The sequence below is a fragment of the Capnocytophaga sp. oral taxon 902 genome (assembly GCF_013394735.1).
GTDB classification, from domain to species: domain Bacteria; phylum Bacteroidota; class Bacteroidia; order Flavobacteriales; family Flavobacteriaceae; genus Capnocytophaga; species Capnocytophaga ochracea.
Window position 1 is genome coordinate 1,772,501 of sequence record NZ_CP058261.1, and the last position, 17,416, is coordinate 1,789,916.

Here is a 17,416-nt window from a genome sequence, read left to right on the forward strand (position 1 = left end):
ATTGTCAATTATCAATTGTTAATTGTCAATTAAAAAGAACTAATAACTAATTTAATATTTAATTTTATGTCTGGGTTAATCGGAAAAAAAGTAGGAATGACCAGCATTTTTGATGAGAACGGTAAAAATATACCTTGTACCATCATTGAAGCAGGTCCTTGCGTAGTTACCCAAGTCAGAACCAAAGAGGTTGATGGCTATGATGCTCTTCAACTTGGTTTCGATGACAAAGCAGAAAAACGTGCTACCAAAGCAGAGCTTGGTCACTTCAAAAAAGCAGGTACTTCTGTAAAGAAAAAAGTTGTTGAATTCCAAGGTTTTGAAGACAATTACAAATTAGGTGATACTATCACCGTCGATTTCTTCACCGAAGGAGAGTTTGTGGATATCACAGGCGTTTCTAAAGGTAAAGGTTTCCAAGGGGTAGTGCGTCGCCACGGTTTTGGCGGAGTAGGTCAAACTACTCACGGTCAGCATAACCGCCTCAGAGCACCAGGTTCAGTAGGCGCTTCGTCTTATCCCTCTCGCGTATTCAAAGGTATGCGTATGGCTGGGCGTATGGGAGCTGAAAAGGTAACAGTACAAAACTTGAAAGTATTGAAAGTGGTTGCTGAGAAAAATCTTTTAGTTGTAAAAGGTTGTATCCCAGGTCACAAAAATGCTTACGTAACTATTCACAAATAATGGAAGTAGCAGTATTAAACATAAAAGGAAAAGAAACAGGTAGAAAGGTAACCCTTTCTGATGCTGTGTTCGGTATCGAGCCTAACAATCACGTAGTATACTTAGATGTTAAACGCTATTTAGCTAACAAACGTCAAGGTACTCACAAGGCTAAAGAAAGAAACGAAGTGGCTGGAAGTACTCGCAAAATTAAAAAACAAAAAGGTACTGGTACAGCTCGTGCAGGTAGCGTAAAATCTCCTGTATTTGTGGGTGGTGGTCGCATATTCGGTCCTCGTCCTAAAGACTATACACAAAAACTTACTAAAAACGTAAAACGCTTGGCTCGCCGTTCTGCCCTCAGCGCTAAACTACAAAACCAAGCCCTCGTTGTAGTTGAAGATTTAAATTTCGACGCTCCAAAAACTAAAGATTTCACCGCAGTTGTAAAATCTTTGGGCTTAGAAAATAAAAAATCACTTTTTGTGTTACCAAATACAAATAATAATGTATATTTGTCCTCTCGTAACGTACCTACTTCAAGTGTAGTAACCGCTTCAGAGTTAAACACTTATCAATTAGTGAATGCTTCAAACGTAGTACTTACTGAGAGTTCAGTAGCAGTTTTAGAGTCAATTTTAACAAAATAAGAAGGAAATGAGCGTATTAATTAAACCTGTAAATACAGAAAAAGCAAACGACAATAGCGAGTTGAGAAACTGCTATACGTTCGTAGTAGCTAAGGACGCTAACAAGATTCAAATCAAAAATGAAGTTGAAGCTACTTATGGCGTTAAAGTGAAATCCGTACGTACTCTTAACTACGGACCTAAACGATCTACTCGTTATACAAAAACAGGCTTGCAAATCGCTAAAACTAACGCTGTTAAAAAAGCAGTTGTGCAAGTAGAAGATGGAACTATAGATTTTTATAGTAATATATAAGTATTTAACAAATAGACAAAAATGTCAGTTAGAAAATTAAAACCGATTACCCCCGGTCAGCGTTTTAGAGTAGTAAACGAATTCGACACCATTACTACTGATAAGCCGGAAAAGAGCTTGCTCGTTCCGTTGAAAAAGACCGGTGGTAGAAACAATCAAGGAAAAATGACCATGCGTTACATTGGTGGTGGTCATAAGAAAAAGTACCGTATCATCGACTTCAAACGAAACAAATTCGGCGTAGACGCCAAAGTAGTTTCTATCGAGTACGACCCAAACAGAACAGCGTTTATTGCTCTCGTTCAATACACCGACGGTGAAAAGCGTTACATCATCGCTCCCGCTGGTTTGAAAGTAGATCAAGTAATCGTTTCAGGTCAAGAAAACATCGCCCCTGAAATCGGTAACGCAATGCCGCTCTCTCAAATCCCTCTCGGTACTGTAATTTCTTGTATTGAATTGCGCCCTGGACAAGGAGCTAACATCGCTCGTTCTGCAGGAACTTTTGCCCAACTAATGGCAAAAGATGGTAAGTATGCTACTGTAAAGCTACCTTCAGGTGAAACCCGTATGATCCTCCTCACTTGCCTCGCAACCATAGGAGCCGTATCAAACTCCGATCACCAATTGGTACTTTCAGGTAAAGCAGGTCGCTCACGCTGGTTAGGACGCCGTCCTCGTACCCGTGCAGTAGTTATGAACCCTGTCGATCACCCAATGGGTGGTGGTGAAGGTCGTGCTACCGGTGGTCACCCACGCTCACGTAAAGGTATCCCAGCAAAAGGTTATAGAACTCGTTCTAAAACCAAAGCAAGTAATAAGTATATTGTAGAACGCAGAAAAAAATAAGAGACTAACAAATGGCACGTTCATTAAAAAAAGGACCTTACGTTCACTATAGCTTGGAAAAGAAAATCCAACAAAATATACAGTCTGGTAAGAAAAACGTTATCAAAACTTGGTCACGCGCTTCTATGATTACTCCAGACTTCGTTGGCCAAACTATTGCAGTTCACAACGGTCGTCAGTTTGTCCCTGTATACATCACTGAAAATATGGTGGGACATAAATTAGGAGAATTTTCACCTACTCGTTCCTTCCGTGGACACGCAGGTGCAAAAAATAAAGGTAAAAAATAATTAAGGCTATGGGAGTTAGAAAAAAATTAAGAGCAGACGAAATTAAAGAAGCTAAAAAAAGCTTGGCTTTCGCGAAGTTAAATAACTGCCCTACTTCTCCTCGAAAAATGCGCTTAGTAGCGGATTTAGTACGTGGACAGCAAGTAGACAAAGCTTTGGCTATTTTGAAATTCAACCAAAAAGAAGCAGCCGCTCGTTTAGAAAAATTGTTGCTTTCAGCTATCGCTAACTGGCAAGCTAAAAACGAGGACGCTAACTTGGAAGAAGCAGGAGTATTCATCAAAGAAATCCGCGTGGATGGTGGCGCTATCCTTAAACGCTTACGCCCAGCTCCACAAGGAAGAGCACACAGAATTAGAAAACGCTCTAACCACATAACTTTGGTGCTTGGAGCTAAAAATTTTAACACAGAAAGCTAAGATAAACTATGGGACAAAAGACAAATCCAATCGGAAATCGCCTAGGAATTATCAGAGGATGGGAGTCTAACTGGTATGGAGGCAATGATTACGGAGATAAACTCGCTGAAGACGACAAAATCAGAAAATATGTTCTCGCTCGTTTATCTAAAGCTAGTGTTGCTCACGTGATTATCGAACGTACTTTTAAACTTGTAACCGTTACTATCACCACCGCTCGCCCTGGTATCATCATCGGTAAAGGTGGCCAGGAGGTAGACAAGTTGAAAGAAGAACTTAAGAAAATCACCGGTAAAGACATCCAAATCAACATTTTTGAAATCAAACGCCCTGAGCTCGACGCAGCTCTTGTTGCTGCAAGCATCGCTCGCCAAATCGAAGGTCGTGTTTCTTACAAACGCGCTATCAAAATGGCTATCGCTTCCGCTATGCGTATGAACGCCGAAGGTATCAAGGTAATGATTTCAGGTCGTTTGAATGGAGCCGAAATGGCACGTTCCGAAAGCTTTAAAGAAGGTCGTATCCCTCTTTCAACCTTTAGAGCTGATATCGATTACGCTATTGACGAAGCTCACACTACATACGGTCGTATGGGAATCAAAGTGTGGATTATGAAAGGCGAAATCTATGGTAAAAGAGAACTCTCCCCACTCGTAGGTATGACTAAAAAAGCCACCGGTGGAAACTTCTCTGGTAAATCAACTGACAAGCCTGCGGGTGCACCCAAAAGAGCGCGTCGCAAAAAGTAATTTTTTAAAGAACAAGAAAGATGTTACAGCCAAAAAGAACGAAATATCGTAAACAACAAAAAGGCAGAATGAAAGGTGTATCTCACCGTGGGGCGCTCCTTTCTAATGGTACTTTCGGAATTAAATCGTTAGATTCAGCATTCATCACTTCTCGCCAAATCGAGTCAGCTCGTGTAGCTGCTACCCGTTATATGAAACGTGAAGGTCAACTTTGGATCAAAATCTTCCCAGATAAACCTATTACCAAAAAGCCTTTGGAAGTACGTATGGGTAAAGGTAAAGGTGCCGTAGAATACTGGGCAGCCGTAGTAAAACCAGGAAGAATAATGTTTGAGGTAGGCGGTGTGCCGCTCGACGTAGCCAAAGAAGCGCTACGCCTCGCAGCTCAAAAGCTACCTGTGAAAACAAAATTCGTTGTAGCAAGAGATTATCAAAATTAATTAAAGAACAATGAAACAGTCTGAAATTAACAAATTGACAATAACTGAGCTACAAGAAAAGCTTGGTGAGTTTAAGAAATCGTATGCAGATTTGAAAATGGCACACGCAATTTCGTCATTGGAAAAACCAATTCAATTACGTAATGTAAGAAGAACTATCGCGAGATTGGCTTGTGAGCTAACTAAACGAGAATTACAATAATTCGAACCTGCCTTATGGAAAAAAGAAATTTAAGAAAAGAAAGAATAGGGGTTGTTACAAGCAACAAAATGGATAAATCTATCGTAGTTTCAGAAGTGAAACGTGTAAAACACCCTATGTATGGTAAGTTCGTGTTGCGCACTAAAAAATATGTTGCGCACGACGAAAAAAACGATTGCAACATTGGTGATACTGTGCGTATAATGGAAACACGTCCATTGAGCAAAACCAAATGTTGGAGATTAGTAGAAATCATTGAAAGAGCTAAGTAATTATGGTACAACAAGAATCAAGACTAAAAGTAGCCGATAATACTGGCGCTAAAGAAGTGCTAACAATCCGTGTACTCGGTGGTACTAAGCGCCGATATGCCTCTGTTGGCGATAAGATTGTAGTTACCGTCAAAGAAGCTACCCCTAACGGAAACGTTAAAAAAGGACAAGTTTCTACCGCGGTGGTTGTAAGAACTAAAAAAGAAGTACGCCGTGCCGATGGTTCTTATATCCGATTTGATGAAAACGCTTGCGTTCTCTTGAACGCAGCTGGTGAAATGAGAGGTACCCGTGTGTTCGGGCCTGTAGCGAGAGAACTTCGTGATAAACAATTTATGAAGATCGTTTCATTAGCACCAGAAGTGCTTTAATTTTTAACTAAAGTAAATGATGAAACTAAAAATTAAAACTGGAGATACCGTAAAAGTAATTGCTGGAGACGAAAAAGGTAAAGAAGGCAAAGTATTACGTGTAGATCGCGAGAAGAACAGAGCGATTATTGAGGGAGTTAACCTGGTGAAAAAGCACACCAAACCTAACGCTCAAAAACCTCAAGGTGGAATCGTAGAAAAAGAAGCATCTATTCACATTTCTAACCTCGCCCTCATCGACCCTAAAACGAAAAAAACTACTCGTGTAGGATTCGAAGTACGTGACGGTAAAAAAGTGCGAATTTCTAAAAAATCTAATGTAGTAATATAATATGGCTTACGTACCTAGATTAAAACAAGAATACAAAGAGCGCGTCATTGCGGCTCTAAAAGAAGAATTTGGCTATAAAAACGTAATGCAGGTTCCTAAACTTGAAAAAATAGTTGTGAGCCGCGGTGTTGGTTCAGCCGTAGCCGATAAAAAACAAATCGACTATGCTGTAGACGAACTTACCAAAATTACTGGTCAGAAAGCTGTTGCCACTTATTCTAAAAAGGACGTAGCTTCTTTCAAACTCCGTAAAGGTATGGCTATCGGTGCCAAAGTTACCCTTCGTGGCGAAAGAATGTATGAGTTCTTAGACCGCCTTATCACTACAGCTCTTCCTCGTGTAAGAGACTTCCAAGGCGTGAAAGCAAATGGCTTCGATGGTAGAGGTAACTACAACTTAGGCGTTACCGAACAAATCATCTTCCCTGAAATCGACATCGATAAAATCAATAAGATTGCAGGTATGGATATTACCTTCGTTACTTCAGCTCACACTGATAAAGAAGCTAAATCATTATTAAGCGAATTAGGATTACCTTTTAAAAAGAACTAAGTATATGGCTAAAGAATCAATGAAAGCCCGCGAGGTGAAACGTCAAAAGTTAGTAGCTAAATACGCTGCTAAACGCAAAGCTCTAAAAGAAGCTGGTGATTATGAAGCACTTCAGCTAATCCCTAAAAATGCTTCTCCTGTCCGTCTGCACAACCGCTGCAAACTTACAGGACGCCCTAAAGGGTATATGCGCACTTTTGGAATTTCACGTGTGTTATTCCGCGAAATGGCAAACAAAGGATTAATTCCTGGTGTAAAAAAAGCAAGTTGGTAATAATTTAAAAGGACAAATTTATGTATACAGATCCTATCGCAGATTATTTAACAAGAATTAGAAATGCTAATAGCGCAGGTCATAGAGTCGTAGAAATCCCTGCATCTAAACTCAAAAAGGAAATTACTAAAATCCTTTTCGACCAAGGATTCATTCTTAGCTATAAATTTGATGACTCTACCGTTCAAGGTACTATCAAAATAGCTTTGAAATACGACAAAGTGACTAAAGAACCCGTTATTAGGCATATTGAAAGAGCCAGCCGCCCAGGTCTGAGAAAGTACGCTGGCGCTGATAACCTACCTCGCGTATTAAACGGATTGGGTATTGCTATCATCTCTACATCACAAGGCGTGATGACAGGTAAAAAAGCTAGAGAACTCAATATCGGTGGAGAGGTAATTTGTTACGTTTACTAATCAATAAAAAGACAATAAAGAATGTCAAGAATAGGTAAAGCACCCATCAATATTCCCGCAGGCGTTACTGTTACTATCAAAGATAACGCTGTAACCGTAAAGGGGAAGTTAGGCGAATTAACCCAAGAGGTTAAAGACATTGCTGTAAAGCAAGAAGATGGACATTTAGTGTTTGAAACTACAGATGCTACCAAAGACCAAAACGCTAAACACGGTTTATACCGTGCCTTAGTCCATAATATGGTTGTAGGTGTTTCTGAAGGATTCACTAAAGAATTAGAGTTAGTAGGGGTTGGATACCGTGCAGCTAACCAAGGACAAAAGTTAGATTTAGCCCTCGGTTTCTCTCATAACATCATTCTCGAATTGCCAAAAGAAATTAAACTCGAGACAATTAACGAGAAAGGTAAAAACCCTATCATTAAATTAACTTCTCACGATAAACAATTACTCGGTCAAGTAGCGGCTAAAATCCGTAGCTTCCGCAAACCTGAACCTTACAAAGGTAAAGGTGTGAAATTTGTAGGCGAAGAGTTGAGAAGAAAAGCAGGTAAATCAGCTTAATAGTTAGAACAATGGCATTATCAAGAATAGAAAGAAGACAACGTATTAAAAGCAGAATCAGAAAAGTAGTAAAAGGTACTGCTGAGCAACCTCGTTTGGCTGTTTTCAGAAGTAATAACGAAATCTATGTCCAAATCATAGATGATACTAAAGGGACTACTCTGTTGGCTGCATCTTCACGTGATAAAGAAATTAGTGCCGCCAAAGGTACTAAAACTGAAAAAGCAGCATTGGTCGGTAAAGCTATTGCTGAAAAAGCTCTAAAACAAGGTATCGAAAAAGTGTCCTTCGATCGCGGGGGATATCTTTACCACGGACGTGTAAAATCATTAGCCGACGGTGCTAGAGAAGGCGGACTTAAATTCTAATAACTATGTATCAGAAATATAAAAATGTAGAATATGTAAAACCAAGTGGTTTGGAATTGAAAGACCGTTTGGTAGGAGTACAACGTGTTACTAAAGTAACTAAAGGTGGTCGCGCTTTCGGTTTCTCTGCTATCGTTGTAGTAGGCGACGAAAACGGCGTGGTTGGTCACGGTTTAGGAAAATCTAAAGAGGTTTCTGAAGCTATTGCTAAAGCAGTAGAAGACGCTAAGAAAAACTTAGTGCGTATCCCTCTTAACGGTACTACCTTGCCCCACGAACAAAAAGGAAAATACGGCGGAGCTCGTGTATTCTTACAACCAGCTACTGAGGGTACCGGAGTAATCGCAGGAGGTACAGTACGTGCCGTATTGGAATCAGTAGGTATCCATAACGTACTTTCTAAATCACAAGGTTCTTCTAACCCTCACAACGTGGTAAAAGCTACTTTCGATGCTTTATTGCAGTTGCGTAGCGCTAAAACTGTTGCTGCTCAACGTGGCATCTCTTTAGAAAAATTGTTTAAAGGTTAATTTTTTATAGCAATGGCAAAACTTAGAGTAACACAAATTAAAAGTAGCATCAAACGTCCAAAAGACCAAAAACTTACTCTCGAGGCTTTAGGACTTACCAAAATCGGTAGAACCGTGGAACACGAAGCTACACCAAGTATCCTTGGTATGATCAATAAGGTAAAACACTTAATTTCTGTAGAAGAAGTTAAATAATATTTTTATACAAAGTTATGAACTTGAGTAATTTAAAACCCGCACAGGGTTCAATTCACAGAGAAGGGAAGCGCGTAGGCCGCGGTCAAGGTTCCGGTAAAGGTGGAACCGCTACCCGTGGTCACAAAGGAGCTAAATCTCGTTCAGGCTTTTCTAATAAGATTGGCTTCGAAGGTGGACAAATGCCCCTCCAAAGACGCGTACCAAAATTCGGTTTCAAAAACTTTAACCGTAAAGAATACGTAGGTATCAACTTGGGTAGAATACAAGAACTCGTTGATAATGGTAAAATTACCGATAAAGTAGACCTTGAAACCTTAGTTCAACTAAACCTCGTTAAAAAAACCGACTTGGTGAAAATATTAGGTGGTGGAGAACTAAAATCTAAGCTAAAAATATCTGTTCATAAGTTTACAGCAAGTGCTAAAGTAGCTATCGAAGCAGCTGGTGGTGAAGCTGTAACCTTGTAATATTCAATTTATGAAGAAGTTTATCGAGAACCTGACCAACATTTGGAAAATTGAAGAGTTAAAAAATAGAATTATTTTAACTCTCGGAATTTTGTTAGTTTATCGCTTTGGAGCTCACATTGTCCTCCCTGGTATCGACTCCGCTCAACTCCACGAGTTAGCAACGAAAACCTCAGGTGGCGGATTGCTCGACATTCTCAACGCTTTTACAGGGGGTGCTTTCTCTAATGCCTCAGTATTCGCGCTCGGGATTATGCCCTACATCTCAGCTTCTATCGTAGTACAGTTGATGGGAATCGCTATTCCTTATCTCCAAAAACTACAAAAAGAAGGTGAAAGCGGACGAAGAAAGATAAACCAAATCACTCGATGGCTTACTATTGCAATATGTATTGTACAAGCACCTGTATATTTATACGGTATCAATAGATTAGGAGTCCCTGATTCTGCCTTCCTTTTAGGTAAGGGACTCAATTTTATTGTTCCAGCGGTGCTTATCTTAGTAACAGGAACTATTTTTGCAATGTGGTTAGGTGAGAAAATCACCGATAAAGGAATAGGTAACGGTATCTCCCTCCTCATTATGGTAGGTATCATCGCTCGCTTGCCTCGCGCATTCTTGTCTGAAACAGCCTCTCGCCTTACTGGTAATGGAGGCCCTCTATTGATTCTTATCGAAATAATTCTTTGGTTCGTAATCATTCTGCTTTGTATTTATCTAATCAAAGCAGTACGTCAAATCCCAGTACAATATGCACGCAGAACAGCCGATGGTGGAACTACTAACGAGAGAAACATCTTCGGAGCTCGCCAATACATTCCTTTAAAAATTAATGCTGCAGGGGTAATGCCTATCATCTTCGCTCAAGCCTTGATGTTTATCCCAGCCACTGTAGCCGGACTATCACAGTCAGAATTTGCAAAAAGTGTTCAAGCAGCCTTCTCCAACGTCTTCGGATTTTGGTACAACCTGCTATTTGCAGCTATGATTATACTCTTTACGTATTTTTATACTGCAATTACAGTGCCTACAAACAAAATGGCCGATGACCTAAAACGCAGTGGAGGTTTCATACCAGGCATACGCCCAGGTAAAGAAACAGGCGACTATTTAGATAAAATTATGTCGCTCATCACTCTCCCAGGCTCTATATTTATAGCCTTGGTAGCAATATTCCCTTCTCTGCTTAAAATCATCGGAATGCAAGACCAATGGGCATTGTTCTATGGTGGTACCTCACTACTCATCTTAGTAGGGGTTGCAATTGATACTATGCAACAAGTAAATTCATATCTGCTCAATCGCCATTATGATGGTTTGATGAAAACAGGTAAAAACAGAAAAGTATCTTAATTAATATATGGCTAAACAGGCAGCAATTGAGCAAGACGGAACCATTGTAGAAGCTTTGTCTAACGCAATGTTCAGAGTTGAATTGGATAACGGTCACGTAGTGATTGCCCATATCTCAGGAAAAATGCGTATGCACTACATCAAGCTTCTTCCTGGTGATAAAGTAAAACTCGAAATGAGTCCTTACGACCTAAGTAAAGCTCGTATCACTTACCGTTATTAGTTAATTAAGAGAATTCTTCCAATATTTTGGTTGTTAATTTCTCACAGATATTTTCCTATTTTAGTAATATCTGTGAGAAATTATAATCATAAAAAAGAATTTTTTATTTGTAGTATTTTTAGTATAAAACATTTGTATTCAGTATCTTGAATATGGTTTTTTATGCTTAAAAATGAGTGAGTGAAATGTATAATTGCATTTTTGTGAGCTAAAAATGTGGCTATTACAAAAAAAAATTGTAGTTTTGCGCACTCTATTGATATAAACAAAACGAAATGAAAGTTAGAGCATCAATTAAAAAAAGAAGTTCAGAGTGCATCATTGTGCGCAGAAAAGGACGATTGTACGTAATTAATAAGAAAAATCCTAAATTTAAACAACGACAAGGATAATTATGGCACGAATTGCAGGTATTGACTTACCAAAAAACAAAAGAGGGGTTATTGGTTTAACCTACATTTTTGGTATTGGAAAAAGTAGAGCTAAAGAAATCTTAAGTAGAGCTCAAGTAAACGAAGACACAAAAGTAAGCGAATGGAATGATGACGAAATCACTCGTATTCGTGAAGTGGTTGCGTCTTATAAAATTGAAGGAGAATTGCGCTCCGAAATCCAATTGAACATCAAACGTTTGATGGACATCGGTTGTTATCGCGGTATCCGCCATCGTAACGGATTGCCTTTGCGCGGACAAAAAACTAAAAACAATTCTCGTACAAGAAAAGGTAAAAGAAAAACTGTTGCGAACAAGAAGAAAGCAACTAAATAATAAGTAGTAGAGTATGGCAAAACAAAATGCAAAGAATGCAAAAGTCTCTAAGAAGAGAAAAGTAGTGGTTGAGTCAGTAGGCGAAGCACACGTTTCAGCTACTTTTAACAATGTTATTATTTCTCTTACCAACAAAAAAGGAGACGTAATTGCGTGGTCATCAGCAGGAAAAATGGGCTTCAGAGGGTCTAAAAAGAACACTCCTTACGCTGCCCAAGTAGCCGCAGAAGATGCAGCTAAAGTAGCTTTTGACTCAGGTCTTAAAAAAGTAAAAGTATACGTGAAAGGACCGGGTAATGGTAGAGAATCTGCTATCCGTACTATTCATAATGCAGGTATAGAAGTAACTGAAATTATCGATGTTACTCCACTACCTCACAACGGATGTCGCCCTCCTAAAAAACGTAGAGTCTAATTTCAATACTAACAAGTAAGAAAGGTGAGTTGTTATCGAAGGAATGCCTTAATTCATAACTACCTTTCATTTAAACAATTTAAAATGGCAAGATATACAGGACCAAAAACAAAAATAGCTCGTAAATTTGGTGAAGCTATCTTCGGAGATGATAAATCTTTTGAAAGAAAAAATTATCCTCCCGGACAACACGGTTTGGCACGCCGTAGAGCAAAACGCTCTGAATATGCTATCCAGCTACAAGAAAAACAAAAAGCTAAATATACTTATGGTATTTTAGAGAAACAATTCCATAATCTATATGAAAAAGCAAAAAGAAGTAAAAGTATTACCGGTGAGGTGCTTCTTCAACTTTGCGAATCTCGTTTAGACAATGTAGTATACCGTATGGGCATCGCTCCTACTCGTAGTGCAGCCCGCCAATTGGTATCTCACCGTCACATCACTGTAAACGGAAATATTGTAAACATTCCGTCTTACTCTCTTAAACCAGGTGATGTAGTAGGCGTTCGCGAAAAATCAAAATCTTTAAGTGTGATCGAAAATTCATTGGCTGCTCACAGCACCGTATACGAATGGATCACTTGGAACCCTGAAAAATTAGAAGGTACTTTCGTAGCAGTACCTCAACGTATTCAGATTCCTGAAAATATTAAAGAACAGTTAATCGTAGAGTTGTACTCTAAATAATAATAAAGACAGCAGTCAAATTATGGCATTATTCAACTTCCAAAAACCAGATAAAGTTATAATGATTGAATCATCTGATTTCGAAGGACGATTTGAGTTTCGCCCTTTGGAGCCAGGGTATGGTTTAACAATAGGTAACGCATTACGAAGAGTTATGCTTTCTTCGTTAGAAGGTTTTGCAATCACTTCTGTGAAATTTGATAAAGTAGGACACGAATTTTCTACTATATCAGGAGTAAGAGAAGATGTTACTGAAATTATTCTCAATTTGAAACAAATACGTTTTAAACGCCAGATTGAGGATATAGAAAATGAAACAGCAACTATTACTGTTTCTGGTAAAAGACAATTGACTGCCGGTGATTTTCAAAAAGCTCTTTCAGGTTTTCAAGTATTAAATACTGATTTGGTGATTTGCAATATGGATTCTTCAGCTTCTTTTACAATAGAGATTACTATTGAAAAAGGACGCGGTTATGTTTCGGCTGAGGAAAATGCAAAACCAAATGCACCGATAGGTGTAATTGCTACTGATGCAATTTTTACGCCTATTAAAAATGTGAAATATTCTATTGAAAATTATCGTGTTGAACAAAAAACAGACTACGAGAAGTTAGTCTTTGAAATTAAAACCGATGGGTCTATACACCCTAAACAAGCACTTACAGAAGCTGCAAAAACACTCATTCATCACTTTATGCTCTTCTCTGACGAGAGAATTACTTTAGAAGCTGATGAAATAGCACAAACTGATACTTATGATGAAGAATCATTGCATATGCGCCAGTTGCTAAAAACTAAGTTGGTGGATATGGACTTATCCGTTCGTGCACTCAATTGTTTGAAAGCTGCCGAAGTAGAAACATTAGGTGATTTGGTATCTTTCAATAAAGCCGATTTGATGAAGTTTAGAAACTTCGGAAAGAAATCATTAATTGAACTTGATGAGTTGGTAGTCAATAAAGGTTTAGTGTTTGGTATGGACACCTCGAAGTATAAATTGGATAAAGATTAACTCGCTCTTGCGATATTTTAACTAAGGAAAAATGAGACACGGAAATAAAATTAATCATTTAGGAAGAAAAACTGCTCACAGAAATTCAATGCTTGCCAATATGGCGAACTCACTGATTGAGCATAAACGTATTAACACTACTTTGGCAAAAGCAAAGGCTTTAAAATTATTTGTAGAGCCTTTGGTAACCAAATCTAAAGAAGATACCACTCACAACCGTCGTATCGCTTTTAGTAAATTGCGCAATAAATATGCTGTTACCGAGCTTTTCAAAGAAGTGGCTGTAAAGGTAGGCAACCGCCCAGGGGGATACACTCGTATCATTAAATTAGGGAACCGTTTGGGCGATAACGCTGAAATGGCTATGATTGAGTTTGTAGATTACAACACTACTTACAACGTAGCTAAAACCGCTAAGAAGAAAACTACCCGTCGTGGTAAAAAGAAAGCAACTGCTGAAGAAACTCCAGCTACAGCCGAAGTTAAACCAGAGGCTACTGCTGAAGCTACTGAATAATATTGCAGTTTATTAGGTTCGTAAATTATAAAAAAGGGCTTGCCGTCGGCAAGCCCTTTTTTATTGTGTAAAATTCTTTTTAAAGGCTATTTTTAGCCTTTTATGTAAAAGTGTAGTTTACGCTACAGAAATCGTACAAATCTTTTAAAAAATCAAACAAATGGGCAACAAGCTACCTGAAAAAGTCAATAATACTAAAAATACTGATAATTAACTTTGCCAAAGATGCGAGCCACACAGGCAGGGGAAAAAATTAGAAAATGAGAAAATTTGGAAATTAGAGAATGAGAAAATGGGGGAATGGGGAGGTAACTTTTTGGAACATCAACTTTGCCAAAATTTCAAACTTTGGCAAAGTGCGTAGCGCAAAAGCGATGTGTTAGGATTGTTAGGAGGGTTCGGAAGGAAACGAAGAAGTTCGGAAGAAGTAATTCAGGTAAAAGATAAAAAATGAGCTGTAAGAAGGGTGGGGTTAGCTTATAGAGAGCTTATAGGAAGCTTATACGAATCTTGGACGATTGGTATAGAAAGGGTGTATAAAAAGTTGATTCATAGTATAATACAGCGACACAAAAAACGGTAAAAACAGGGTTTCGAGGCGAAAGAAAGAGGAAGAGGCACTAGGTCTTAGGCCATAGGCACTAGGGGGAGTGTGACGGGAAAGAGAATTAGTAAATTAGAAAATTTGGAAATTAGAGAATTAGCAGGTTAGGTGTGAGACAGACGGGCGGGGACGAGCTACACGGGGGATTGTAGCAAAATAGACAATAAAAAACTTTGCCAAAGTTGTAGAACGGTAGGTGTTCAGAACCTTTGGCAAAGTGTTATGGTATAAAAAGCGATTTTAAGCTTGTGTTATTTAGAAAAGTGTGGTTACCCGATAATCATTCCGGCGATAGTTGCGGATAACAGAGAGGCTAAAGTACCCCCAAGAACGGCTTTTAAGCCGAATTGAGAGAGGGTTTTACGTTGGTTGGGGGCTAAGGCTCCTATGCCTCCTATTTGAATGCCTATGGAGGCGAAATTGGCAAAACCGCAAAGCATATAGGTTGCCATAATGATAGATTTGTTATACATTAGGTGAGGAGCACTCGTCATATCCTTTAGGGTGGCTAACTGAGTGTAAGCCACAAATTCTGAGGAGGAGAGCTTAATACCGAGCAATTGTCCCATCAGCATAACGTCTTCTTTGGCAATACCAGCGAGCCACATAACGGGTGAGAAAACGGTACCTAAAATCATTTCTAAAGAGAGTCCGTTATAAGGAGTATTGCTGGCTATGATATTGTTGAGATGTGTTTGATAACCTACCCAATTAAAGAAATAATTAATCATTGCGATAAAAGCCACAAATACTAAAAGCATAGCCGCTACATTGGCAGCGAGTTTAAGTCCTTCGGTAGTACCATTGGCGATAGCGTCGAGCACATTGGAACCTACATTCTCCATAGAGACGTGTGAATCGTTAGAGAATTGCTCGGTTTGAGGACATAGCATCTTGGAAACTACAATAGCACCGGGGGCTGCCATTACGGAAGCTGCTAAGAGGTGTCGGGCGAAGAGCAAGCGCATTTGGGGGTCGTCGCCACCGAGGTATTGGATATAAGCAGCCATAACGCCTCCTGCTACGGTAGCCATTCCGCCTATCATCACAAGGAGGATTTCGGAGCGAGTCATTTTGGCTAAATAGGCTTTAATCATCAGAGGGGCTTCGGTTTGTCCTAAGAAGATGTTACCCGTAACCGAAAGACTTTCGGCACCTGAGATATTCAGCAGTTTAGACAATGCCCACGCCATACCACGCACTATTACCTGAATAACACCTAAATAGAACAATAGGGAGGTGAGTGCAGAAAAGAAGATGATGGTGGGGAGCACTTGGAAAGCGAAGATATAGCCTATGCTATTGGTATCGACTAAGTTACCGAGGAGAAACTGACTGCCTGCTCTTGTAAAATCTAATATAAGCACAAAGATACTACCGGCAAAATCGAAGGCGTCTTGTATAAAGCCTACTTTTAGAATACCTATTGCAATGGAGAGTTGTAGGGCTAAGCCTATGCCAATAGTCTTCCAATTAATAGCGCGCCTATTGCTACTGAAAAGATAGGCGATAAACAGGAGGGTAATCATACCTACCACGCCACGAGTAAAACTTTCGAGAGAGAAACCTTCGCTAGCGACAGCCTTCATTACTTGTGTAGTGGCGGTTTGTGTAGTAGGAGATTGTGTAGCGTCTTGGGCGACACTTATGAGTGGTAAAAGGAAGCTAAGACTTCCGATGGTTATGTTTTTTTTCATTGGTATATAGTTTTAAAAAGTACTATCGCGTTTAGAGATTTCATCTCTGATAAGCGCTGCCATTTCGTAATCTTCATTTTCGATACAGTCATTTAGCATTGTTTTTAGTTCGGGTAAGGCGTATTTAGTATATCTGTTTCGGCTGCTGTCTTCCTCATCAACATTGTCTAACGAAGGGCTTATGGTATTGGAGGGCTCATCGTTGAGCAAAGGGATATAAATGCCGGCTCTTTGAATGATATCTCGATAGGTGTAGATGGGTGCGTTGCAACGCAAGGCAATGGCGATGGCATCGCTGGTACGAGCTTCGATGGTGTATTCTTGACCATTTTGTATACAGAGGATATTGGAGTAGAAAATGCCTTCTTCTAATTTGTAAATCACGACTCTTTTTATTTGTATACTGAAAGTATCGGCGAATATCTTGAAGAGGTCGTGTGTAAGAGGTCGAGGAGGTACAAGACTCTTCTCTAATTCCAAGGCAATAGATTGTGCTTCAAAGGTACCAATGACGATGGGTAGCTTTAAATCGGTCTCGACCTCGTGCATTATAAGCACAAAGGCATCGTTCTGCGATTGATTGTATGATATCCTTTTTATGAAAAGACGCACTAAATCCATTGGAAGGTTACTAACATAAAATACAAATTAGGGGGTAAAGTTATAACAATTATTTTAACTACAAAAGATTTTTAACATATTTTTTCTTCTTTGTAAAAGAAAAGGCTGTTCAATACAAGATTGAACAGCCTTCGCATTACATAAGATTTTACTTGTTACATTTGTTTGGTAAGAGTATATTCTTTTACCATTTTAGGTTCTTTACCATCTTCACCTACTTGTACGATATTATCGCCTTTGGTAATATAGAAAGATTTGTGATTATCAGCTTTAGAAACGAGTGTAAAACCTTTATCAGTGTGTTCTACTTTACCTTCTTCTTTAGATTCGAAGTTTTTGCTTGCACAGTTTTCTTGTTTTACATAGGTGTCATCGGCATAGAGATGGATAACGGTAGCCATTCCGCCGCAATCGGCAGCAGGAAGAGTACCTACATAAGTAGCTAACAATTGAGGAGTTACCATTTCTTCTACTTTTTCAGCAGCATTCTCCATCATAGTAGTGGTTTCACTTACTACAGTGTTAGCAGTTTGTGAAGGATTGTTTTGGCAGGAGGCGAGCATAAGCACAGCAACTCCCAATGTTAAGATGTGATTTTTCATAAAAT

General features: G+C 39.1%; 31 protein-coding genes. 28 read left to right on the forward strand and 3 right to left on the reverse strand.

Annotation, left to right across the window (positions count from 1 at the left end; genetic code table 11):
• Positions 1-66: 66 nt before the first annotated feature.
• From rplC to rplQ, 28 genes are all read left to right on the forward strand, one after another.
• Positions 67-684: a 50S ribosomal protein L3 gene (rplC, locus tag HW278_RS07505; protein WP_002675012.1), complete on the forward strand. Its 618-nt coding sequence runs from the start codon at positions 67-69 to the stop codon at positions 682-684.
• Positions 684-1,313 carry a 50S ribosomal protein L4 gene (rplD, locus tag HW278_RS07510; protein ID WP_002675013.1) on the forward strand — a complete coding sequence of 210 codons (630 nt, stop codon included), beginning with the start codon at positions 684-686 and terminating at the stop codon, positions 1,311-1,313. The genes rplC and rplD overlap by 1 nt, the downstream gene beginning before the upstream one ends.
• Before the next feature lie 7 nt (positions 1,314-1,320).
• Positions 1,321-1,608, forward strand: a complete 288-nt coding sequence (gene rplW, locus HW278_RS07515; RefSeq protein ID WP_002675014.1) for a 50S ribosomal protein L23 — start codon at positions 1,321-1,323, stop codon at positions 1,606-1,608.
• Positions 1,609-1,629: 21 nt separating this feature from the next.
• The gene (rplB, locus tag HW278_RS07520) at positions 1,630-2,457 is read left to right on the forward strand and encodes a 50S ribosomal protein L2 (protein ID WP_002675016.1); all 828 of its coding nucleotides are present in this window, start codon (positions 1,630-1,632) and stop codon (positions 2,455-2,457) included.
• Between the two features lie 11 nt (positions 2,458-2,468).
• Positions 2,469-2,747 carry a 30S ribosomal protein S19 gene (gene rpsS, locus HW278_RS07525; RefSeq protein WP_002675018.1) on the forward strand — a complete coding sequence of 93 codons (279 nt, stop codon included), beginning with the start codon at positions 2,469-2,471 and terminating at the stop codon, positions 2,745-2,747.
• An 8-nt stretch (positions 2,748-2,755) separates the two neighbouring features.
• Entirely contained in the window at positions 2,756-3,166 is a 411-nt protein-coding gene (gene rplV / locus HW278_RS07530; RefSeq protein WP_002675020.1) for a 50S ribosomal protein L22, read from the forward strand.
• 8 nt (positions 3,167-3,174) lie between these two features.
• The gene (rpsC, locus tag HW278_RS07535) at positions 3,175-3,915 is read left to right on the forward strand and encodes a 30S ribosomal protein S3 (protein WP_002679516.1); all 741 of its coding nucleotides are present in this window, start codon (positions 3,175-3,177) and stop codon (positions 3,913-3,915) included.
• A 20-nt stretch (positions 3,916-3,935) separates the two neighbouring features.
• Positions 3,936-4,355 carry a 50S ribosomal protein L16 gene (gene rplP / locus HW278_RS07540; RefSeq protein WP_002675025.1) on the forward strand — a complete coding sequence of 140 codons (420 nt, stop codon included), beginning with the start codon at positions 3,936-3,938 and terminating at the stop codon, positions 4,353-4,355.
• Between the two features lie 10 nt (positions 4,356-4,365).
• Entirely contained in the window at positions 4,366-4,557 is a 192-nt protein-coding gene (rpmC, locus tag HW278_RS07545) for a 50S ribosomal protein L29 (RefSeq protein ID WP_002675028.1), read from the forward strand.
• A gap of 14 nt (positions 4,558-4,571) precedes the next feature.
• A complete protein-coding gene (gene rpsQ / locus HW278_RS07550; protein ID WP_002675041.1) occupies positions 4,572-4,829 on the forward strand; it encodes a 30S ribosomal protein S17 in 258 nt (85 codons plus the stop codon).
• A gap of 2 nt (positions 4,830-4,831) precedes the next feature.
• Positions 4,832-5,200: a 50S ribosomal protein L14 gene (rplN, locus tag HW278_RS07555; RefSeq protein ID WP_002675043.1), complete on the forward strand. Its 369-nt coding sequence runs from the start codon at positions 4,832-4,834 to the stop codon at positions 5,198-5,200.
• 16 nt (positions 5,201-5,216) lie between these two features.
• Positions 5,217-5,531: a 50S ribosomal protein L24 gene (gene rplX, locus HW278_RS07560; protein WP_002675045.1), complete on the forward strand. Its 315-nt coding sequence runs from the start codon at positions 5,217-5,219 to the stop codon at positions 5,529-5,531.
• 1 nt (position 5,532) lies between these two features.
• Complete coding sequence (rplE, locus tag HW278_RS07565; protein WP_002675047.1) at positions 5,533-6,084, forward strand: 50S ribosomal protein L5; 552 nt, start codon at positions 5,533-5,535, stop codon at positions 6,082-6,084.
• A gap of 4 nt (positions 6,085-6,088) precedes the next feature.
• The gene (gene rpsN, locus HW278_RS07570) at positions 6,089-6,358 is read left to right on the forward strand and encodes a 30S ribosomal protein S14 (RefSeq protein WP_002675050.1); all 270 of its coding nucleotides are present in this window, start codon (positions 6,089-6,091) and stop codon (positions 6,356-6,358) included.
• 20 nt (positions 6,359-6,378) lie between these two features.
• Positions 6,379-6,777, forward strand: a complete 399-nt coding sequence (gene rpsH, locus HW278_RS07575) for a 30S ribosomal protein S8 (protein WP_002675052.1) — start codon at positions 6,379-6,381, stop codon at positions 6,775-6,777.
• 21 nt (positions 6,778-6,798) lie between these two features.
• Positions 6,799-7,341: a 50S ribosomal protein L6 gene (gene rplF, locus HW278_RS07580; RefSeq protein ID WP_106095964.1), complete on the forward strand. Its 543-nt coding sequence runs from the start codon at positions 6,799-6,801 to the stop codon at positions 7,339-7,341.
• Between the two features lie 11 nt (positions 7,342-7,352).
• Positions 7,353-7,709, forward strand: a complete 357-nt coding sequence (gene rplR, locus HW278_RS07585; protein WP_002679484.1) for a 50S ribosomal protein L18 — start codon at positions 7,353-7,355, stop codon at positions 7,707-7,709.
• A gap of 5 nt (positions 7,710-7,714) precedes the next feature.
• On the forward strand, positions 7,715-8,239 hold the full coding sequence (gene rpsE, locus HW278_RS07590) for a 30S ribosomal protein S5 (RefSeq protein ID WP_002675058.1): 525 nt from the start codon (positions 7,715-7,717) through the stop codon (positions 8,237-8,239).
• A gap of 12 nt (positions 8,240-8,251) precedes the next feature.
• Positions 8,252-8,434, forward strand: a complete 183-nt coding sequence (gene rpmD, locus HW278_RS07595) for a 50S ribosomal protein L30 (RefSeq protein WP_002675060.1) — start codon at positions 8,252-8,254, stop codon at positions 8,432-8,434.
• Positions 8,435-8,451: 17 nt separating this feature from the next.
• Complete coding sequence (rplO, locus tag HW278_RS07600; RefSeq protein ID WP_178977447.1) at positions 8,452-8,904, forward strand: 50S ribosomal protein L15; 453 nt, start codon at positions 8,452-8,454, stop codon at positions 8,902-8,904.
• A 10-nt stretch (positions 8,905-8,914) separates the two neighbouring features.
• Positions 8,915-10,258 (forward strand): preprotein translocase subunit SecY, encoded by a 1,344-nt coding sequence (secY, locus tag HW278_RS07605; protein ID WP_002675064.1) that lies wholly within the window; start codon positions 8,915-8,917, stop codon positions 10,256-10,258.
• 7 nt (positions 10,259-10,265) lie between these two features.
• On the forward strand, positions 10,266-10,481 hold the full coding sequence (gene infA, locus HW278_RS07610) for a translation initiation factor IF-1 (protein WP_002675066.1): 216 nt from the start codon (positions 10,266-10,268) through the stop codon (positions 10,479-10,481).
• Between the two features lie 275 nt (positions 10,482-10,756).
• On the forward strand, positions 10,757-10,873 hold the full coding sequence (gene ykgO, locus HW278_RS07615; protein WP_002676536.1) for a type B 50S ribosomal protein L36: 117 nt from the start codon (positions 10,757-10,759) through the stop codon (positions 10,871-10,873).
• A gap of 2 nt (positions 10,874-10,875) precedes the next feature.
• Entirely contained in the window at positions 10,876-11,250 is a 375-nt protein-coding gene (gene rpsM / locus HW278_RS07620) for a 30S ribosomal protein S13 (RefSeq protein WP_002675068.1), read from the forward strand.
• Between the two features lie 13 nt (positions 11,251-11,263).
• Positions 11,264-11,665, forward strand: a complete 402-nt coding sequence (gene rpsK / locus HW278_RS07625) for a 30S ribosomal protein S11 (protein ID WP_002675071.1) — start codon at positions 11,264-11,266, stop codon at positions 11,663-11,665.
• Positions 11,666-11,749: 84 nt separating this feature from the next.
• On the forward strand, positions 11,750-12,355 hold the full coding sequence (gene rpsD, locus HW278_RS07630) for a 30S ribosomal protein S4 (RefSeq protein ID WP_009411647.1): 606 nt from the start codon (positions 11,750-11,752) through the stop codon (positions 12,353-12,355).
• 22 nt (positions 12,356-12,377) lie between these two features.
• A complete protein-coding gene (locus HW278_RS07635; RefSeq protein ID WP_009411648.1) occupies positions 12,378-13,370 on the forward strand; it encodes a DNA-directed RNA polymerase subunit alpha in 993 nt (330 codons plus the stop codon).
• Between the two features lie 31 nt (positions 13,371-13,401).
• Positions 13,402-13,887, forward strand: coding sequence for a 50S ribosomal protein L17 (gene rplQ / locus HW278_RS07640; RefSeq protein WP_178977448.1), 486 nt, complete (start codon positions 13,402-13,404; stop codon positions 13,885-13,887).
• An 873-nt stretch (positions 13,888-14,760) separates the two neighbouring features.
• Here the strand turns inward: rplQ and HW278_RS07645 are convergent.
• From HW278_RS07645 to HW278_RS07655, 3 genes are all read right to left on the reverse strand, one after another.
• A complete protein-coding gene (locus tag HW278_RS07645) occupies positions 14,761-16,188 on the reverse strand; it encodes a NupC/NupG family nucleoside CNT transporter (protein ID WP_002675080.1) in 1,428 nt (475 codons plus the stop codon).
• Positions 16,189-16,200: 12 nt separating this feature from the next.
• On the reverse strand, positions 16,201-16,809 hold the full coding sequence (locus HW278_RS07650) for a bifunctional nuclease family protein (RefSeq protein ID WP_015782363.1): 609 nt from the start codon (positions 16,807-16,809) through the stop codon (positions 16,201-16,203).
• Between the two features lie 155 nt (positions 16,810-16,964).
• Positions 16,965-17,411 carry a copper resistance protein NlpE N-terminal domain-containing protein gene (locus HW278_RS07655; protein ID WP_009417407.1) on the reverse strand — a complete coding sequence of 149 codons (447 nt, stop codon included), beginning with the start codon at positions 17,409-17,411 and terminating at the stop codon, positions 16,965-16,967.
• Positions 17,412-17,416 lie beyond the last annotated feature (5 nt).

Excerpts from the sequence above, each read along its gene's own strand:
- rplC (WP_002675012.1), top strand. The coding sequence starts at position 67 with ATGTCTGGGTTAATCGGAAAAAAAGTAGGAATGACCAGCATTTTTGAT.
- rplD (WP_002675013.1), top strand. The coding sequence starts at position 684 with ATGGAAGTAGCAGTATTAAACATAAAAGGAAAAGAAACAGGTAGAAAG.
- rplW (WP_002675014.1), top strand. The coding sequence starts at position 1,321 with ATGAGCGTATTAATTAAACCTGTAAATACAGAAAAAGCAAACGACAAT.
- rplB (WP_002675016.1), top strand. The coding sequence starts at position 1,630 with ATGTCAGTTAGAAAATTAAAACCGATTACCCCCGGTCAGCGTTTTAGA.
- rpsS (WP_002675018.1), top strand. The coding sequence starts at position 2,469 with ATGGCACGTTCATTAAAAAAAGGACCTTACGTTCACTATAGCTTGGAA.
- rplV (WP_002675020.1), top strand. The coding sequence starts at position 2,756 with ATGGGAGTTAGAAAAAAATTAAGAGCAGACGAAATTAAAGAAGCTAAA.
- rpsC (WP_002679516.1), top strand. The coding sequence starts at position 3,175 with ATGGGACAAAAGACAAATCCAATCGGAAATCGCCTAGGAATTATCAGA.
- rplP (WP_002675025.1), top strand. The coding sequence starts at position 3,936 with ATGTTACAGCCAAAAAGAACGAAATATCGTAAACAACAAAAAGGCAGA.
- rpmC (WP_002675028.1), top strand. The coding sequence starts at position 4,366 with ATGAAACAGTCTGAAATTAACAAATTGACAATAACTGAGCTACAAGAA.
- rpsQ (WP_002675041.1), top strand. The coding sequence starts at position 4,572 with ATGGAAAAAAGAAATTTAAGAAAAGAAAGAATAGGGGTTGTTACAAGC.
- rplN (WP_002675043.1), top strand. The coding sequence starts at position 4,832 with ATGGTACAACAAGAATCAAGACTAAAAGTAGCCGATAATACTGGCGCT.
- rplX (WP_002675045.1), top strand. The coding sequence starts at position 5,217 with ATGATGAAACTAAAAATTAAAACTGGAGATACCGTAAAAGTAATTGCT.
- rplE (WP_002675047.1), top strand. The coding sequence starts at position 5,533 with ATGGCTTACGTACCTAGATTAAAACAAGAATACAAAGAGCGCGTCATT.
- rpsN (WP_002675050.1), top strand. The coding sequence starts at position 6,089 with ATGGCTAAAGAATCAATGAAAGCCCGCGAGGTGAAACGTCAAAAGTTA.
- rpsH (WP_002675052.1), top strand. The coding sequence starts at position 6,379 with ATGTATACAGATCCTATCGCAGATTATTTAACAAGAATTAGAAATGCT.
- rplF (WP_106095964.1), top strand. The coding sequence starts at position 6,799 with ATGTCAAGAATAGGTAAAGCACCCATCAATATTCCCGCAGGCGTTACT.
- rplR (WP_002679484.1), top strand. The coding sequence starts at position 7,353 with ATGGCATTATCAAGAATAGAAAGAAGACAACGTATTAAAAGCAGAATC.
- rpsE (WP_002675058.1), top strand. The coding sequence starts at position 7,715 with ATGTATCAGAAATATAAAAATGTAGAATATGTAAAACCAAGTGGTTTG.
- rpmD (WP_002675060.1), top strand. The coding sequence starts at position 8,252 with ATGGCAAAACTTAGAGTAACACAAATTAAAAGTAGCATCAAACGTCCA.
- rplO (WP_178977447.1), top strand. The coding sequence starts at position 8,452 with ATGAACTTGAGTAATTTAAAACCCGCACAGGGTTCAATTCACAGAGAA.
- secY (WP_002675064.1), top strand. The coding sequence starts at position 8,915 with ATGAAGAAGTTTATCGAGAACCTGACCAACATTTGGAAAATTGAAGAG.
- infA (WP_002675066.1), top strand. The coding sequence starts at position 10,266 with ATGGCTAAACAGGCAGCAATTGAGCAAGACGGAACCATTGTAGAAGCT.
- ykgO (WP_002676536.1), top strand. The coding sequence starts at position 10,757 with ATGAAAGTTAGAGCATCAATTAAAAAAAGAAGTTCAGAGTGCATCATT.
- rpsM (WP_002675068.1), top strand. The coding sequence starts at position 10,876 with ATGGCACGAATTGCAGGTATTGACTTACCAAAAAACAAAAGAGGGGTT.
- rpsK (WP_002675071.1), top strand. The coding sequence starts at position 11,264 with ATGGCAAAACAAAATGCAAAGAATGCAAAAGTCTCTAAGAAGAGAAAA.
- rpsD (WP_009411647.1), top strand. The coding sequence starts at position 11,750 with ATGGCAAGATATACAGGACCAAAAACAAAAATAGCTCGTAAATTTGGT.
- HW278_RS07635 (WP_009411648.1), top strand. The coding sequence starts at position 12,378 with ATGGCATTATTCAACTTCCAAAAACCAGATAAAGTTATAATGATTGAA.
- rplQ (WP_178977448.1), top strand. The coding sequence starts at position 13,402 with ATGAGACACGGAAATAAAATTAATCATTTAGGAAGAAAAACTGCTCAC.
- HW278_RS07645 (WP_002675080.1), bottom strand. The coding sequence starts at position 16,188 with ATGAAAAAAAACATAACCATCGGAAGTCTTAGCTTCCTTTTACCACTC.
- HW278_RS07650 (WP_015782363.1), bottom strand. The coding sequence starts at position 16,809 with ATGGATTTAGTGCGTCTTTTCATAAAAAGGATATCATACAATCAATCG.
- HW278_RS07655 (WP_009417407.1), bottom strand. The coding sequence starts at position 17,411 with ATGAAAAATCACATCTTAACATTGGGAGTTGCTGTGCTTATGCTCGCC.